The organism is Deltaproteobacteria bacterium, assembly GCA_028818775.1.
Taxonomy (GTDB): domain Bacteria; phylum Desulfobacterota; class Binatia; order UBA9968; family JAJDTQ01; genus JAJDTQ01.
Map to the genome: position 1 here is coordinate 1 of JAPPNE010000037.1, position 15,299 is coordinate 15,299.

General features: G+C 59.7%; 12 protein-coding genes and 1 pseudogene. 4 read left to right on the plus strand and 9 right to left on the minus strand.

From position 1 onward, the window contains the following. Positions 1 to 27: 27 nt before the first annotated feature. From OXU42_03165 to OXU42_03180, 4 genes are read right to left on the minus strand one after another with little or no spacing between them, the layout of a single operon-like run. Positions 28 to 2,493 carry a class I SAM-dependent DNA methyltransferase gene (locus tag OXU42_03165; GenBank protein MDE0028389.1) on the minus strand — a complete coding sequence of 822 codons (2,466 nt, stop codon included), beginning with the start codon at positions 2,491 to 2,493 and terminating at the stop codon, positions 28 to 30. Between the two features lie 3 nt (positions 2,494 to 2,496). Beyond that, positions 2,497 to 3,417: a restriction endonuclease gene (locus OXU42_03170; protein MDE0028390.1), complete on the minus strand. Its 921-nt coding sequence runs from the start codon at positions 3,415 to 3,417 to the stop codon at positions 2,497 to 2,499. A 14-nt stretch (positions 3,418 to 3,431) separates the two neighbouring features. After that, positions 3,432 to 3,737: a HigA family addiction module antitoxin gene (locus OXU42_03175; GenBank protein MDE0028391.1), complete on the minus strand. Its 306-nt coding sequence runs from the start codon at positions 3,735 to 3,737 to the stop codon at positions 3,432 to 3,434. A gap of 11 nt (positions 3,738 to 3,748) precedes the next feature. Next, positions 3,749 to 4,027: a type II toxin-antitoxin system RelE/ParE family toxin gene (locus tag OXU42_03180; protein MDE0028392.1), complete on the minus strand. Its 279-nt coding sequence runs from the start codon at positions 4,025 to 4,027 to the stop codon at positions 3,749 to 3,751. Between the two features lie 1,481 nt (positions 4,028 to 5,508). On the opposite strand from OXU42_03180, the pseudogene OXU42_03185 reads away from it, so the two are divergent. Beyond that, a pseudogene (locus OXU42_03185) lies at positions 5,509 to 5,684 on the plus strand (transposase). 223 nt (positions 5,685 to 5,907) lie between these two features. Here the strand turns inward: OXU42_03185 and OXU42_03190 are convergent. Genes OXU42_03190 through OXU42_03210 form a run of 5 tightly spaced genes read right to left on the minus strand, consistent with a single transcriptional unit; the run spans position 5,908 to position 11,954 of the window. Then, positions 5,908 to 7,059, minus strand: coding sequence for a hypothetical protein (locus tag OXU42_03190; GenBank protein ID MDE0028393.1), 1,152 nt, complete (start codon positions 7,057 to 7,059; stop codon positions 5,908 to 5,910). Continuing rightward, positions 7,056 to 7,613, minus strand: coding sequence for a phospholipase D-like domain-containing protein (locus OXU42_03195; protein ID MDE0028394.1), 558 nt, complete (start codon positions 7,611 to 7,613; stop codon positions 7,056 to 7,058). The genes OXU42_03190 and OXU42_03195 overlap by 4 nt, the downstream gene beginning before the upstream one ends. Next, positions 7,610 to 8,728 (minus strand): hypothetical protein, encoded by a 1,119-nt coding sequence (locus tag OXU42_03200; GenBank protein MDE0028395.1) that lies wholly within the window; start codon positions 8,726 to 8,728, stop codon positions 7,610 to 7,612. The genes OXU42_03195 and OXU42_03200 overlap by 4 nt, the downstream gene beginning before the upstream one ends. A 23-nt stretch (positions 8,729 to 8,751) precedes the next feature. Beyond that, on the minus strand, positions 8,752 to 10,110 hold the full coding sequence (locus tag OXU42_03205) for a hypothetical protein (GenBank protein MDE0028396.1): 1,359 nt from the start codon (positions 10,108 to 10,110) through the stop codon (positions 8,752 to 8,754). Beyond that, on the minus strand, positions 10,107 to 11,954 hold the full coding sequence (locus OXU42_03210; protein ID MDE0028397.1) for an ATP-binding cassette domain-containing protein: 1,848 nt from the start codon (positions 11,952 to 11,954) through the stop codon (positions 10,107 to 10,109). The genes OXU42_03205 and OXU42_03210 overlap by 4 nt, the downstream gene beginning before the upstream one ends. Positions 11,955 to 13,385: 1,431 nt before the next feature. On the opposite strand from OXU42_03210, the gene OXU42_03215 reads away from it, so the two are divergent. From OXU42_03215 to OXU42_03225, 3 genes are all read left to right on the plus strand, one after another. Further along, positions 13,386 to 14,201, plus strand: coding sequence for a hypothetical protein (locus tag OXU42_03215; GenBank protein MDE0028398.1), 816 nt, complete (start codon positions 13,386 to 13,388; stop codon positions 14,199 to 14,201). Then, entirely contained in the window at positions 14,201 to 14,677 is a 477-nt protein-coding gene (locus OXU42_03220) for a relaxase domain-containing protein (GenBank protein MDE0028399.1), read from the plus strand. The genes OXU42_03215 and OXU42_03220 overlap by 1 nt, the downstream gene beginning before the upstream one ends. A gap of 361 nt (positions 14,678 to 15,038) precedes the next feature. Further along, the coding region (locus tag OXU42_03225) for an Arm DNA-binding domain-containing protein (protein MDE0028400.1) at positions 15,039 to 15,299 on the plus strand (261 nt) is incomplete at its 3' end.

Here is a 15,299-nt window from a genome sequence, read left to right on the forward strand (position 1 = left end):
GCCTTCACCCCCGACTCTCTCTGAAAGTCAACGTGCCCTAGCCGCACCGCTTACGATGTACCGCAGCCACGCCATGTGCATCGCCGAGGTGAGTAGCGCGAAATCCACCAGCGAGGCGTTGCTCAGGATGCGAACAAGGTTGCTGGGAATGGTCGGCGGTTCCAACCAGCCGATTGGAGCGTATTCCCGCCGTTCCGAACTGGCTTCGGGAATGACCAAGAACGGTGTGGTCGGGATCACCTCGACATTGTACCGAGTCGGATAGTCGGCGATTGCCAACGTGCTCTTTCGCTTGCTCTTCGCCCGAAAGCGCCTTACTGCTGCCATACGCTCCCGCACGCGCGGAAGAATCCTCAACGTTGTCGGCGATGCTTCCTGCAACGCCAGAATCCATCTTTCACCGCCTTGCAGGTACTCGCGAGCACCTACATAAGGACGAACAAATCGCGCAGCACCCGGCTCGGCCTTCAATAGATCGGCACGTTCCTCCGGGTTGAGGATGTATTCGCCGTCATCAATGGGCTGGGTTCCGCTGATCAGCCTGCCCACGCCGTTGATCGGCGCGCTTTCCTCCCGCACCACCAGATGCGGGTCGGAGAGCCCACTTGCGTCGAACAAATAGGGTGACAATACGGCGTGGCCGCTTTCCTCCGGCTCGCCGTTGATGTCGGGATAGCTGAACAGGCGCTTCTCGTTTCTTACGGCCTCCCTCCGGTCGAGGCCGAGGATGACGACATGCACATGCGCCTTGCCTCGTGCGTCCGATCCCCACGCGAAAGTGCGATGCGCGAAGGCGATCTCCAGCTTGCAGCGCTCGAAAAGGATCGGCCAGAGTTGCGCGACCTGTTCGCCTTGTGTGATCGAGTTGGTGGCGACGAAGCCGAGCCGGGCCGTGCTGCCCTTCACATACTCCCCTGCCTTGATGAACCACGCGGCGACGTAATCGAGCGTACCGCCGCCCTTGCCGAGCGCCGCGATCCCGCGTACCTGGGCGCGCTGCTCCGCCGTCTGATACTTCGCGCCCACAAAAGGCGGATTACCCAACACGAAGGAGCAACGGTCCGGCAGCAGCAACTCAGACCAGTCCGCTTCCAACGCGTCGCCGTGGACGATGTGCGGCGACTTCGCAAGCGGGATGCGCGCATACGACTGGCCGAACTCCAGGCTGAGCCGGTTGTTCATGATGTGGTCCATCATCCACAGTGCGGTCTCCGCTATGCGTGACGGGAACTCGCCTAGCTCGATCCCGTAGAACTGGTCCACGTCCACCACCGACTGCCATGCGGTATCGAGCACCACCTGCGTGGGCGCGGCGGTCGCGTCTCGAATTTCCCGGATGACCTCGATTTCGAGCAGCCGCAGTTCCCGGTAGGCGATGATGAGGAAGTTGCCGCAGCCGCAGGCCGGATCCAAGAACGTCATGCCGCCGAGCTTCGCTTGAAACCGTCGAAGCTCAGCCAGACGCCTACTGTCCTTGCGAGACTTCAATCGCTCGAACTCGGCTCGAAGGTCGTCCATGAACAGCGGCTCGATCACCTTGAGGATGTTCTTCTCGGTCGTGTAGTGCGCTCCCTGGGCGCGGCGTTCCGCCGGGTCCATCACCGACTGGAAGAGCGCGCCGAAGATCGCAGGCGAGATGTTCGACCAGTCAAAGCGGCAGGCATCCAGCAGTGCGCCGCGCATCGCTGTGTCGAACGAGAACGTCCGCAGGTGTCCCTTGAACAGATCGCCGTTGACGTAGGGGAATCGCGCCAAGTCTTGATCAAGCGTGGCGGGACGCTGGTCTTCCGGCGTGTCGAGCACCTCGAACAGTTGTGCGAGCCACGGACCGAGATCGGCTCCGTCCTCGCCGGTGCGTGCCTCGACGAAATCCAAGAAGATGTCGCGCGGCTCGAACACTCCGGTGTCGTCCGCGAACATGCAGAACACGATCCGTACGAGGAAGCGTTCCAGATCGTGCCCTCCGTGGCCCGCGTCCGCGAGCGCATCGTGCAGCCGCCCGACCAGCTCGGCAGCCTCAATGTTCGCCGGGTCCTGATCACGGAAGGTCCGACGCTGCACGCCGAGGATGAAGCCGAACGCCTCGACATGGACGGGCAGGTCCGCCAACGGGAAAGTGACGGCCTCTCGCTCGTCGAGATCGTGAAGCTCGAAGGTCTGGAAGTCGCTTACCAGTATGAAGCGCGGACGGTCGCGCTCCGGTAGCGCGTCGAAATACTCCCCTGCCTGTTCGTATGCCGCGTTCAGATTGCGCCCGGCGCTCTTCTGTTCGACGAGCAGGACGCCCGGCCAGAACAGGTCGATGAAGCCCGATCGGTTGTCGAGCTTCGCGACATGGGCCTCGTAGCGCGCGACGCTTCGCCGTTGAACTCCGAACACCTGGAAGAAGGCGTTGTAGAAGCTCTGGGTCTCGCCCTTCTCGTAGGCCGCGTCTCGCCAATCATTGGCGAAGGCCGCGGCGCGGGCGCGAACTTCGTTCCATGACAGGCGCATGGCCTAAATGCTGTCCTGATCGAAGTAGTCCTGGTCGATCCGCTTTATCTCAAAACGGTCGCGGGTGCGCACGCCGACGTTGTGCTGGACCATGAGACGGGCCAGTTCTTCGCCATCGATCAGGACGATGCGCTTGGGACTTCGCTCTACGTAGTCCCTAGCGGACTTCGTGAAAACGGCGGTGGTGACGAATACGCCCTTGGTCGTACCTGCTGCGTCGATGGCGCCCGCGAAGTTGCGGAGATCACCTTCGCCGACGGCCCTCCCCTCGGCGTACTTCTTGGCCTGTACATAGACCTCGTCCAGGCCGAGCGCGTCTTCCCGGATGGTGCCGTCAATGCCCCCGTCGCCAGTGCCGCCTGTCACGCGTCCCCTGTCGGCATCCCCGCCGCCATAGCCCATGGAGCGAAGCAGATCGACGGCTACCTGCTCAAGAACCGCGGGAGCTGCTCGACGGACCCGGTCCAGTAGTTCAACCTCCAGCATCGCGCGCATCTCATCGGCGGCGCGGGTCAAGGTTTCCTCTGGAGTCTCCTTCGACCCGTCGCTCTCGTGCGCCGGATCGATTCGTGGCTGTCTTTCTCGCATCTTCCAGTCGGCGAATGCGGGATAGGTAGCAAGCACATGGTCGTCGACACGTTCCAAGCCCCGTGCCAGAAGCCGCCCGCCTTCGTCCGTCAGCCGGTATACGGCGCGGCGAACCCGTTCTACCAGCCCGGCGCGCTCCATGCCGAGCAGCGCCCAACCCACCCGGTTCGACAACACCGTCTGCCGGCCGCTTGGCAGCTTCTCCGATACCTCTTGGTCGGTCAGCTTTTCGGAGACGGCGACGCGTTCGCGGATTTCGCCAAGCGGGCTCTCCGCCCCGTCGGCAAGCGCCTTGAGGGTGGGAAGCATGAGCGACTGATAGTCACCGATCGGCATCGATCACCACCCCGTCACGCCACCGACTGTCTTGGAGTGACACGTTCGGCGATCTCGCAGCCAGTCTCGATCTCGGCCCGGCGAATCTCCCAGGTCTTTTGCAAGTTCATCCACAGTTGCGGTGTCGTCCCGAAATACCGCGCCAGACGTAGCGCCGTGTCCGCGCTGACGCCTCGCTGCCCGTTCAGGATCATCGTGACGCGGTTCACGGGGACTCCCAGCGCGTTCGCCAGCGCCTTGGCCGTTAGGTCGAGTTCTTCAAGTTCGTCGCGCAGTATCTCGCCCGGATGCACCGGCCTCATGCCGTTCCTCAAGTTCATGTTCGGCCCCCTTAGTGATAGTCCACAATCTCCACGTTGCACGGCCCGTCGTCGGTCCATCGGAAGCAGATTCGCCACTGAGCGTTGATCCGAATGCTGTACTGTCCGGCGCGGTCACCGCGCAACGCCTCAAGCCGGTTACCCCGCAACGCGGAAAGGTCTCGCAACGTCTCCGCGCTGTCCAGCAAGACCAGACGCCGCGCCGCCTGATAGGCGAACCCTTGAAACGCCGCGACGCGGTGCCCTTCGAAGAAACGTTGCGTCTCCCGGTTCCCGAAACTCCGGATCATGTGCGCCACACTCTAATCCATTTTACGTTCTCCGTAAACCCATATCGAGGATCGCCACCGTGACCACGGCTAGTAGCACCTAGTTGTCCGCCCCGGTGCGGCAATAGCTGGTCGCCGCAGACTAGACGGATTCCGGCGAGCCGGCATCCTTCTTCATCGCATCGTGTCCCCTAGTTCCCTTCTCGCCTAGCTCAACGCCGCGTTCAATTCCGTCATCTGTGCGTCGGTCCGGCTAACGTCGGGATGAGCTGACCTCGCCAGTCGGCGCCACGCGGTGTTGACTTCGTAAACGGACGGCTTCTCGCCCTCGTTGAATCCCAGGACGTCGCGCCAAGGTCGCTTCGTAGGAGGTCGAGCCTTCCGGTTACCGCCACCGCGTCCTGCTTGACGCCGCGCGCCCTGAGGATCATTGCGTTTTGGCGACCTGCGAAGCCGGTTTGTAGTGGTTTCTTCCACCGTCCGGACATTTCACATAGGAAAGCGAACCAGAGGATGCAGAGGACCAGTACAATGGCGATGTCTAAAGAGTCTGGTTTCGACACAGAAACCAGAGCAACCACGGGCGGGCCAACTACAACGGCGATCACAATGATGGCATTGATGATCTTGAGAGTGTCGTTCATCCCGCCAAAGATGGACCAGTGGTTGTCAACCCTTTCTTGACCGGGCCATCTTCGCCGGCGGCGGGGGCTCAAACCCCAGCCCGGCCTTGGGTCCTAGCCGAGTACGCGCGCGCCATCTCCGGCGCCCACTCAGCCAGCTTGCGGCGGTTGGGGTCCCTGTTGTTGAGATCATGACCAGATTGGCCCTGCCAGCAATACACCAAGGGTGAAGCCGACGGAGAGTCCCACGACGACACGATATCATCGGCATGCAGAACACAACAGAGGACAAGGCCGGGACGGATCGCCTCTACCAGTTTGCTCACCGGTGCGAATTCACGCTGGCACAGTCTTGCTAGTTTGGCTTCGGCCCGGCGGACCCCACTCCCACGGTGAATCGCAACCCGACACTTCGCAAGGTTGGTCCATGCGATCTCCCTCCCGCTCACGCCAATCTTGCGTCGTAGGCTTCCGGGTCGAACCCGGCGAAGTCGAACAGGCACACGCCTCCCAAAGTTCGGACATACGGCCAGCCCTCCGGACCAATTAGGGTTCCCCACCGCTCATCCTCCCCGAGTGGCGGATTCGACAGAATGGCCTTCCGCGACCTGATTCCTTCAAATCGTTCTTCGCTCGTCGTGTGCCACAGGCCACCACGTAGCGTCTCCATTGCTTCCTTAGCGTCCAATGTCATCCGTCCCTAGCCACCGGAATACGCCGCATAGGACTCCACTTGAGGACCCCCCACAAGTGGCCGGCAACAGCGGCATGCCCGCAACCAGCGGCGTTTCCGTAGTCATGGAGCGGCGACATTCGCGTCCGGCTTTACCACGATGTCCGACACCTTGTGCCGAACCTCCATTCGAGTTCGAAGCCCGCTGGGGCGAGCGCTACCCGGCGGTGGTCCCGGCTTGGCGGCGGGCCTGAGAGCATGTGGTACTGATGTTCGCCTTCCCGCCGGCCATCCGCAAGATGATATACACGACCAACGCTCTGGAGAGCCTGCACCGGTCGTTGCGCAAGATCATCAAGACTCGGGAAGTTTCCCGACCGACTAGGCGGCGGCAAAGTTACTGTTCCTGGAGATCCGAAATGCCGGGGTCCGTTGGCGGCGCCCTATTGACTAGACCGGTGCGATGGGGCAGTTTGCCATTCTGTTCGAGGATCGCTTTCCGGGCCACCGATCGCTGAGTCTGGACAGCCCTATGCCCTCGGCGCCGCTCACACAGAACTCCGGACACACCCCCGGCTGTACCTCAACCCAATCTGTACACACAGTTACCGAAATCCGACCAAAATCTTTTCCGCGATGTCTCGCGATATAGTCTCGCCTGCCTCCAGCCCAAATCGCCTAAACGCCCGCTCAAAAACACGCTTACAGTCAATGAAAAGGTTTCGTGGCGTCAGAGCGGTTGTGTTTTCGATAATAAAGTCAATCGCTTCTTCCTCGAACGGGAAAAAGGTTCCCGCATGCCCCGAGTCCTCGACTCTGGAATGATCCAGTTGAGACCTGAGAAATTCCTTTGCCTCCGAATCCTCAAGCATCGGCACTTCAATGTATGGCATCGTCAATCTCTTCAGCAAATGCTGTGACATGATGGCCTCAATGAGCGCCGTGGCCGCCGAGAAACTAATCAAGAGCCCAAACCGGTACGGAAGCCCGTTAATCAGTTCCCGCAAACCGCTAAATACAAGCTCGCTTTCCGTAGCCTTGGCGTCTATGAGAAGCTCACCTTCATCCAAGAACAAATACACAGACTCATAGATCCTCTCGCTAGGCCGTAACTCCGCGGTGACGACACGGAACAGGTCAGCCAGCACCTTCGCCGCCAAAAAATCTGAATCGATCTTCCCATCATACTCGTCACCACTACAGTTTTCTTGTCCGCTCAGAAATCGCAGGACCCGTTCTTCTTCATCCACACCCCGTCGCAACAGACGGACCATGCTTCTGTCCTGCGCGGGAAGGTCTCCCATCGTCGGCTCCACGAAGGACGACCTGTCCGCCACGTAACCCACTCCCGCCGCCTCCGCCCGCTCTCCAATGGTCTTATCGGTCTTGTCCCTTACCTCACTGCAGATCTTCCGTAGCACATCCCGTCCAACACAATGTATGATGTACTTATATAACTCCAAGAAATTCAGCTTCGCGGCGACTCTCGGCCGCTCAAGATAGACGGCTAACGACCGAAACTCTTTTGCATCCTCATCCACCAGCGTCTTCAGATACCTTAATGCATGACTCTTTCCTGCGCCGTACTCTCCGTGAAGTACCGCGAATTCCGTCACACCAATATCCCTCGCCCGAACCCCCTTGACTAGATCAATCAGGTGCTCCTGAAGTGCACGCCGTCCCGCCCAATTGCGCACTGGCCCGTCCGGCACTATAGGGAACGGATCCTGCCGTAGATCGAAATCTGCTAGTTTCATGTCGCTTCCTCCGCCCCTTTTGGCATCTCCCTCGCCAGCCATGCCTCGTACCTAATAGTCCCGGCGCTATTGAGCATGCGCTCGATCTCACGATGGCATGGTGAGTTCACGCCCACACCTTCCATCTCCGCTACTAATTCGTGGTTCCGTCGAAAACCTCCTAACGTGAAGTTCGACGATCCAACAAAGCTCCGGAAATGACCCTTTCGGTATTCCATATGATAGAGCTTAGCGTGTAAGAATGGATTGGTCAGGACAAACACTTCAACGTCATTCACCGCGAGTCTCTTGGCCGCTTCCACGGATAGAACCGAGTTCCCGTGACCTGGTGGCCGTGTGATTACTCTGATCACGTCGACTCCCTTCTTCCGCTGAAACTCGCAAAAATACACGATGTCTCGAAACGGTTCTGGCATTTTATCAAAATACGGTGAACATATGACCAGCTTACTTATCGGTTCGCTGAGAGAATAAAGAAATCGTCTGTAAAACTCTTTGGTGTACAGGACATCCTTTGCTGTGAGGGTTTCCAAGGCGCGTTCTTCGCGGATCACGACACACCCTTCCATTTGTAGAAACCGATCTGCCCTCTCTTCGCAGACAGGCGTTCGAAGTCAACTCGATAACGGGGGAATAGGGCGGAGAGGACTTCCGCCCACCGATAACTTCGCCCATCAGCGAACATCCTATACTTGATGTACTCGATCGGCAAGAGCAGGGTGGCTTGCGCGGCGTGGATGAGTTTCACCGATTTATAACCTCTCTTCATAATGTGTACCGTATCCGCAATCAGTTGATCGATCTCGGCATTCGTCGGTGCCGCGTATTCGGCAGCCATTCCATACGTGTCCTCGAACGGCCCCGGCAACCGTTGCTCCAAAGAAATCCCTAAGTCACGTTGCGTCGTTTGTTTCGGCCCTAGCCAGAAATAGTGTCCGTCTGGGGTCAAACTGCGGCGTGTTGCCGCGCCAAAAGGTGTGAGTGCCTTGGATTCCGCATCAAGCAGGCCGAGTTGGCTGAGCCAACCGTGTCGCGGCGTTGTGTGATGTTTAGCTGTCTTCACTGATAACTCCTCGATCCTTGGTCGTGGTTCCCCCCGTTGGGGATCCCTAAGCCAAGGGACATTCAAGGCGATGCGCTTGAATAACAACTGCTCAGGGAACGCCTCCAGCAACCACTTGGCGCGCCTTGCGCGAAGTCCCTGTTGAAATGCCAAGTAATGCGCATGCAACGACTCGCTTCGCGCTCGCGAAAAAAAATCGATGACCGGAAACAGTGCGTCCGAGTCTGCAAACAGAACGGTCTTGGTCAGATAGTAGTGAAAGAACGATTCATCCTCCGACCCCTTGGCTCCCAACAATGTCCGCCCTACTTCCGTAGGGGCAAATCTCCGAACCTGCGCTTGTTTGGGTGAAACTGTCTCCAACAGCCCCATGGCTTCTGCGAAGTTAATGACCTCTTCAAGGTACTCCTGGCTCAATGCCTTCGTATTTCCACCACTTGCTTCTCGCGGAGAAACCGCCAGCCGTGCCTTCTCGACCAACTCGGTTATGTATGCCGAGGGCGCATCATCGAACGCACTGAGTGTTGATACGATTCTTTCTAGGTAGTACGCGCCAGTCGTGTACCCGATATGGCGTGAAAGGGCCCGCGCGAGGTCCTGTTCCAACTCTGTTCTGTCGCGAGTGTCTCTCAATTTGGGTTGTCTCCGCCGTGAGCGGTGCAGCGCGGTCGTATTTTAACCAAGAGGACACGACCACTCGCGCTGTCGGCCAACACGGCTTCTCCGGGTGACAGACTTCGAATAACGTCGCCGATTGACGACACCCGTTCGTCGTCAATGTCATAGTCCACGGTGTTTCTTGTGGGCATTCGATTCATCGCGGCTGTGAGATCCGCCTCGAAACCCAACATATGCGTAAACGTCATGTCCACTTGGCTCATCAGCTTTGAATTTACCGCGGAGGGTTGCTGGGTGGCAAAGATCAAAGACAGGCCGGCGTCGCGCCCTCTCTTGACATAGTCGATTAGCGGGCCAGTTGCCGCCGTGGTCCCGTCCGACGGTACGAGCACATGAGCCTCATCTAAGACCATCCAAAGTCTTCCCGCGAGAGTTTCCCCATTTCCGCTTGACTCGGCACCGGTACGGCGTCGGACTTTTCTACTATGGTGACTTCTGCCCATTTTATCTGCGACAAGTCGACCTATAACCCCTACTATGAGCCCCCTCATGGCGTCAGAAACATTCCGCATGAGAATGACAGACAAACTGTTCGGCTTGAGCATCCTTCCGACATCCACTCCGTGTTCGGCGATGACCCCGGTTTTAGCCAAAGCCTCTAACCGCCATTTCAATGCATCAATAGTCCCCAGATGGTAGTTCACCAACGACCCTTGACCCTTGCACGCCCTAGCTAGCGCGGCCGGTGTCTTGTCTTTCTGGACTTCCAGGAGATTGAGGAGCGCCTGGCCCATGGGGCTGAAGCGGTCTACATCTAGAATTGCAAGATAATCCGCGTCACTCATTTGGGAGGCTGCCAATGAAAACGACTTCGCTCCAGGCACGTCGGTGTCGCTTGCGGCCGGCACAAGCACCGAAACGTCGTCGAGCCGCCCCGGCGTCAAACCCCACCTGTTCAGTTCCCCTATCTGATCCACGTCACCGACATATTTGGGATCCGGTTCATACATCAATGTCCAGAACTGATCTTGCACGTCGAATACGATTGCGGCGTGTTCCTCGCCTATCCCTGCAGAGGCACGGTTTGACCTATGTATCTCCTCCAGAAACACACCCAGATCGAAACTCTTTCCGCTGCCTCTGTTGCCGAACACCCCTATTACATGGGGAAAACTGATATCGCAGCAGACCCCGTAATCCAATACTGTCGATGTTCTCCCCTGTTCAATCACCTTCCCCACAAAGGCGGTTGACGCCCCATCACGCCCCCGCGCCCCTACAACCACGCGCCTACCCTTGTGATCCACACGAAAATTGTTTCGGCTCTTCGTGTGGAAGCGCGCCTTGGTGAACACTTTCCTATACTTCACGTTCCACCCTCGACCACGGGCTGAACAATCGGTGGATTTCCCCTGCGCAACAGAATGACTTGCGACGGCCGCAATATCTCAAAGAGGCGTTCGTACGCCGCAGTCGAAACCAGCACGGCAACACTCATCTTCTTCGCTAGTCGTCGCAGTCCTCTGCACACCGCCGCCACAGTATGACGGTCTAGCGGTTCACAAAAGTTGTCTATATATAGGATGTCCGGTCGATGCAAGAAAGCTCTCGCGATCTTCAGCCTGTATTGTTGCCCGGAGCTCAGACTCCTTACCTGCCGAACAAATAATTGCGGTTCCGCAAGACCACAATGGGCACAAACCTCGAAAAAAAAGTCCAGGTCCAATCTGTCAATCTGTTCCAAAGCAGTTCGCTCAAGGTCCAATTGCTCAACGCCTTCAACTCGTGCGTTTATGTTCACTCGACCACCAAAGCTCATTGCTCCCCCGGCGGCCTCACCCGTCGTTGAATCTTCCTGCGTGGTAGGGTCGCACAATGCACGTATCGCGTGGCCGAACAAACTCTTGCCGGAGCCACTGGCCCCGCAAACCATGGTGACCGTACCCTGTTTCAACACAAAAGACGTGGGTTGTATTATTTCCGCCTCCACCGTGGCGCCCACAAAACCGAATGCGTCTTGTATGCGTCGACTGTCGTTCGACTGGGCCAGTTCCGCCGAGGCCGATACCGCGACCCTTTCAAATACAAACTCCTTATGTGGATTCCGGGTTGTTCGGACAGGTTGCTCTTCTTTCCGGTTTAACACGGCCCCGCGTGACTGTAAGTAGTCCCTGGCTTCGGGTGTCAAGCCTGCGGCATAACAAGGTTTTGGACGTCTATTTAACCGATAAAGCGCCTCCCACGTGTCTTGGTCGAGGTGTTGTGGCTCATAGTGCAGTTCACCTATCACCTGTCCGAGGCTGCGATTTCCGGCTCGCATATACTTGATTAACTGCGAGGCGTAACCTCTCTGCATCGTCATGACGCCGCCCCCACCTTGCGGCATGGCCCGCGCGCCGTCGCGGGACAGGGCCTTCTTAACCAGGTAAGTCATGTCTTTGGAGATACGGTGCGCGTTGCCTTCCGTTTCGCCGAGATAGACGAAGTCGTCACCGACGAATTTATAATACCGCAGCATATCGGCGGTGATCTCCAAGAACCGGGGCCTATACCCTCCGTAATGCCAATGTTGAGCGGCGTATTCCATCGCTGCCTTCAGGAAATGGCGGGCGAGCCCTAGGCCGCGGATTTCTGGATGAATGACGAATCTCGATATCCTTGCGACCATATTCGAATATTTTTTGGTGGCAGTGCGATTCCACTCTGACCAACCATGACCAGCGGCTTCTCTATACGGGTGGCTGAAGAACCGCTTGCGTGCGGTATTTGCGATCATGCTCGAAGAAACTTCTATAAAACCTAGTACCTGTGGCAGGTCCCACGTCGTAGCGACACCGATTAGCGGAACGACACGTCCGGCACCGCCACCACCGCGATAGTGAAACTTACGCAACGCATGAAATAACGATAATTCGTCGTCAGACTCAATTTCTTTGAATTTGATCTGGTGTGTTTCTCTAGCGACACGCCACGTGGTATCCTTCGTCCATGCCCGGCCGACCTCAACCCAAGACCTATCCTTCTTGGCGAATACGAAGAGGTTCTCGTGTTGGTGAAATACGAGGTCGCCCTTGCCGACCGGGATGAACCGCCTACACTCGATGACCTCTCCAGTAGAGAGTCGCAATACAGCGGTGGTAGTGCGCAATGCTCGACTGACGACGGTCGCGCCTTGCTGACCTTCTGCTATTCGGGTGGCGGTCGGACTCGCCATGTTAAGGTCCGGTGAACTGCAAACCAACCGGCCGAAACAACAGGTGTGGTCGGCGCTGGCTGCTCAACAACACGACGGCGTAACGAGATCTTTTCATACAAGCGCTCCGCAGTGGCACGATTTGGCGTGACTGCGTAGTGGGGCTTTGTTCGAAAAGCGGCCACTGCATGACATGCCGCGCGCGGTGCCACCTAGACGTCCGGGCGCAACACCGACCATGGTCGATCGGCGTTGGGGGTAGCGTCGAATCTCGGAATCGAGACACTCAAGGGCGCGCGGTGCCGAGCTCGACGCCCTCGGCAGATTCCGGGTCGTTACCCCATTGAGGCACGGTGCTCCTCGGGCGGCTGGCGCGCTCACGTGTCGCGGATGGTACCACGAAACACGCCCGACCGCGAAGGGGCCACCGAACTACGAAGGCCCGGGCGTTGCAGTCGCCCGCAGTGTCCTGCCAGAGGTGCTCCACCTCCGAGTCATTGACAAGTAGGCACAGGCATTCCGCAGGTGTACCTAACTGATTTTGCTTGATTGTTTGACGCTTGGAAACCGACCGACGGGTGTGGGATTGTTCCGTTGCATGCGCGGCGGACACGGCCGCTCAAACACCGCTAGGGCTAACCGTCGGAAGTCCCGTGGTCTGTTCCAGCCGGGGCGCCCGGACAGAGTGCAGGACCTACGCCTAGCGGCAGTATCTCTTCACACTTGGTGCACCCGATAAGCTGGATCATCTCGGTCCTCGGGATCGGCGCCCGACTGATCCGCGAGCCGACCACGTCGCCGGCGGGAACCTCGACGCGAAGGTATTCACCGGCCTGCGCATCTGGATGCAGCTGCATGGCCGTGCGAACGGTGACAAGGCGCGCGCTCGTCGATCCGGCCGCCATGAGCCGCGCAACATTTAGGCCGCCATCCGGCCGAACCGGCTGCTCGTGGCCGAGGGCCTTTTGCAGCGACCGGCGGGCACGGAGCCGTACACCCCGCAACTGATCGGGGCAACGCCTAGTAGCTTCCCGCTCATCGCTCGTCATCACGTCCCCTTCCCTAACGGGCCGCCGACGACACGCGACTTTTTTCCCGCATTGCTGCGCAACCCGACGCAGGAAAGGCTTCATTCTTGCGTAAAGTGTAGGCTTTACACGACTAAAACCTTTTCCCAACCGCTCTGGATTCGCTTATTTTCCCACCATGACAACGATCACGCCACGGTCATGCCGTTGGACGATCGGCGGCATTACGCCGTTCCGAACTGGCAGACCCGTCACGGCATGAGCGCCCCGCGCTTCGCGCTCCCGCAGGCGCGGGGGATGCCTGGCACGGTTGGGACAGGACCGTGCCGGAGCCCTGGGCGGGCGCATCCCGAGCGCGTCCGGGACGGCGGCGCCGCAGGCAGTGCCGTGAGCGGTGCGTCTTCAGGCGCGGGGACGGCGAAACATGTCCGATACGCAATGGCCGTCGGGAATGGTCCGGCTCGGATTGCTCAGCGTTGTAGCCGTGGCGGTGCTGGTGGCGGGGATCCTGCTGGCGCGCAACACCACCGGGCACGACTGGTATTCCGCCGGCAAGCTGACCCTCCACCAAGCCATGCTCACCATGGGCTTCAGCGAGCACAAGGCGGTGGCCTATCGCACGAGCCACGGCGACACCTGGAACATCATCCGCGTCGTCCTTGTCGGGCACGGACCGCTCATACGGGCGCGGCGACGCATCCTGACGACGATCTGGGAAGGCCTGATGCTGGGCGCCGGCGCCGGCGGGACGGTGTTCTGCCTGATGCTGCTCGGCGCCGCGGGCCATTGGCGCCGCGGCGGCCGGACCGTGGCGACGGTGGAGCCAGCGTCCGGAGTCTACCCCTACCGGCCTCCGCCGGCATGGGGCGGGGCTGGACGCGCACGGGGCTGGTTCCGGCCTCGCAGCCGGGCCGGGCTGGTGGTGATCCCGGTGGCGGAGATCGAAGACGTGGAGAGGTTTGTTGCGCACGGTGAGTCCCCCAGGCCGGTGACCGCCGTCGAGCCCGGAGCGGACGCGGTGGAACACCCGCCGGCCCTCCCGGCTGCCGGCCCAGGGGACGGCGCGGAGATCGAATCAACCCGGGAGAAGGACGCGGCGAAGCCCGCGCCGGGAGGGGCGGGCAAGCAGGCCTCCCGACCGCGGCGCGGTCGCGGAACCTTAAAGAGCGACGGCAAAACATCCGCCAGGCGGCAGACCCACTTGCGCCGGAAGCCGGACGGCGACGGGGACTTCTTCTGATGGTCGCCTCGATCGGCGCGGTCGCGAGCCCGTCTCAGGGCGCGAGCTACTACGAGCGCGACGGCTACTATACCAGGGACGATCCGGCACACCGCGCCGCGAGCGCCTGGACGGGCAAGGGCGCGGCAGGGCTGAGCCTCGAAGGCCCTGTCGATCCGGAAGTCTTCAAGGCAGTACTTGAAGGGGAGGTCCCCGACGGGTCGGGCCGCAAACTGGGCCGCAAGACCCGGGACGGCGAGGTCCAACACCGTCCCGGCCGCGACCTCACCTTCTCCGCTCCCAAGTCCGTCTCCCTCGCCGCGCTTATCGGCGGCGACGCGCGCATCGTCGATGCCCACGACCGGGCGGTGATGCGCGCGCTCGACTGGTTCGAGCGGAACGCCGCCGAGACCCGCACGCAGGACACGGGGACCGGGCAAATGGTCCGCGTACGCGGCCAGAAGACCGTGGTCGCCACCTTCAGGCACGGTACCTAGCCTATAGATTGACAGATGCGCGCCGAGTTGCACCAGGACAGTGATAACTTGTTGTATATTAGCTATTTATAAGTAAATGGGAGCCCTTGCATTCGCGTCGTGGATGCGGCTTCAATACTCCTGGATTTGATTCCAGTCGCTTGCGGTTCGATTACGAAAACCGTGCCGACGGAAACACGAGAACAATGAGAAAACGAGAAAACTACTGTGGCCTACGGTGCTCATAATGTCGATGGGTGAAGGAACCGCCGAGCCTGTCCGTACGTGGCCCGGCAGAATGCGTAAACGTCTCTGTCCCGACCACGGCATCGGCGCAGATGATCGAATGGCAAGGTAGCAAGCAGTAAACCGGAGTCACGCCATGTCGGAGAAGAACGACCGGAAGCTCACCAAGCGCACCATCGACGCCCTGGCGGCAACAGGCAAGGACGCCGTCTACTGGGACAGGGATCTTCAGGGGTTCGGCGTAAGGGTCTACGCCAGCGGCCGCAAGGTTTTCGTGGTCCAGACGCGCGGCCCGCAGGGTCCGAGACGCGTCACCCTCGGGCGCTGCGGCCGGGTGTTGGCGGACGCCGCCCGCAAGCAGGCCGCCGAGGCGATCGACCGCATCAAGCGGGGTCTG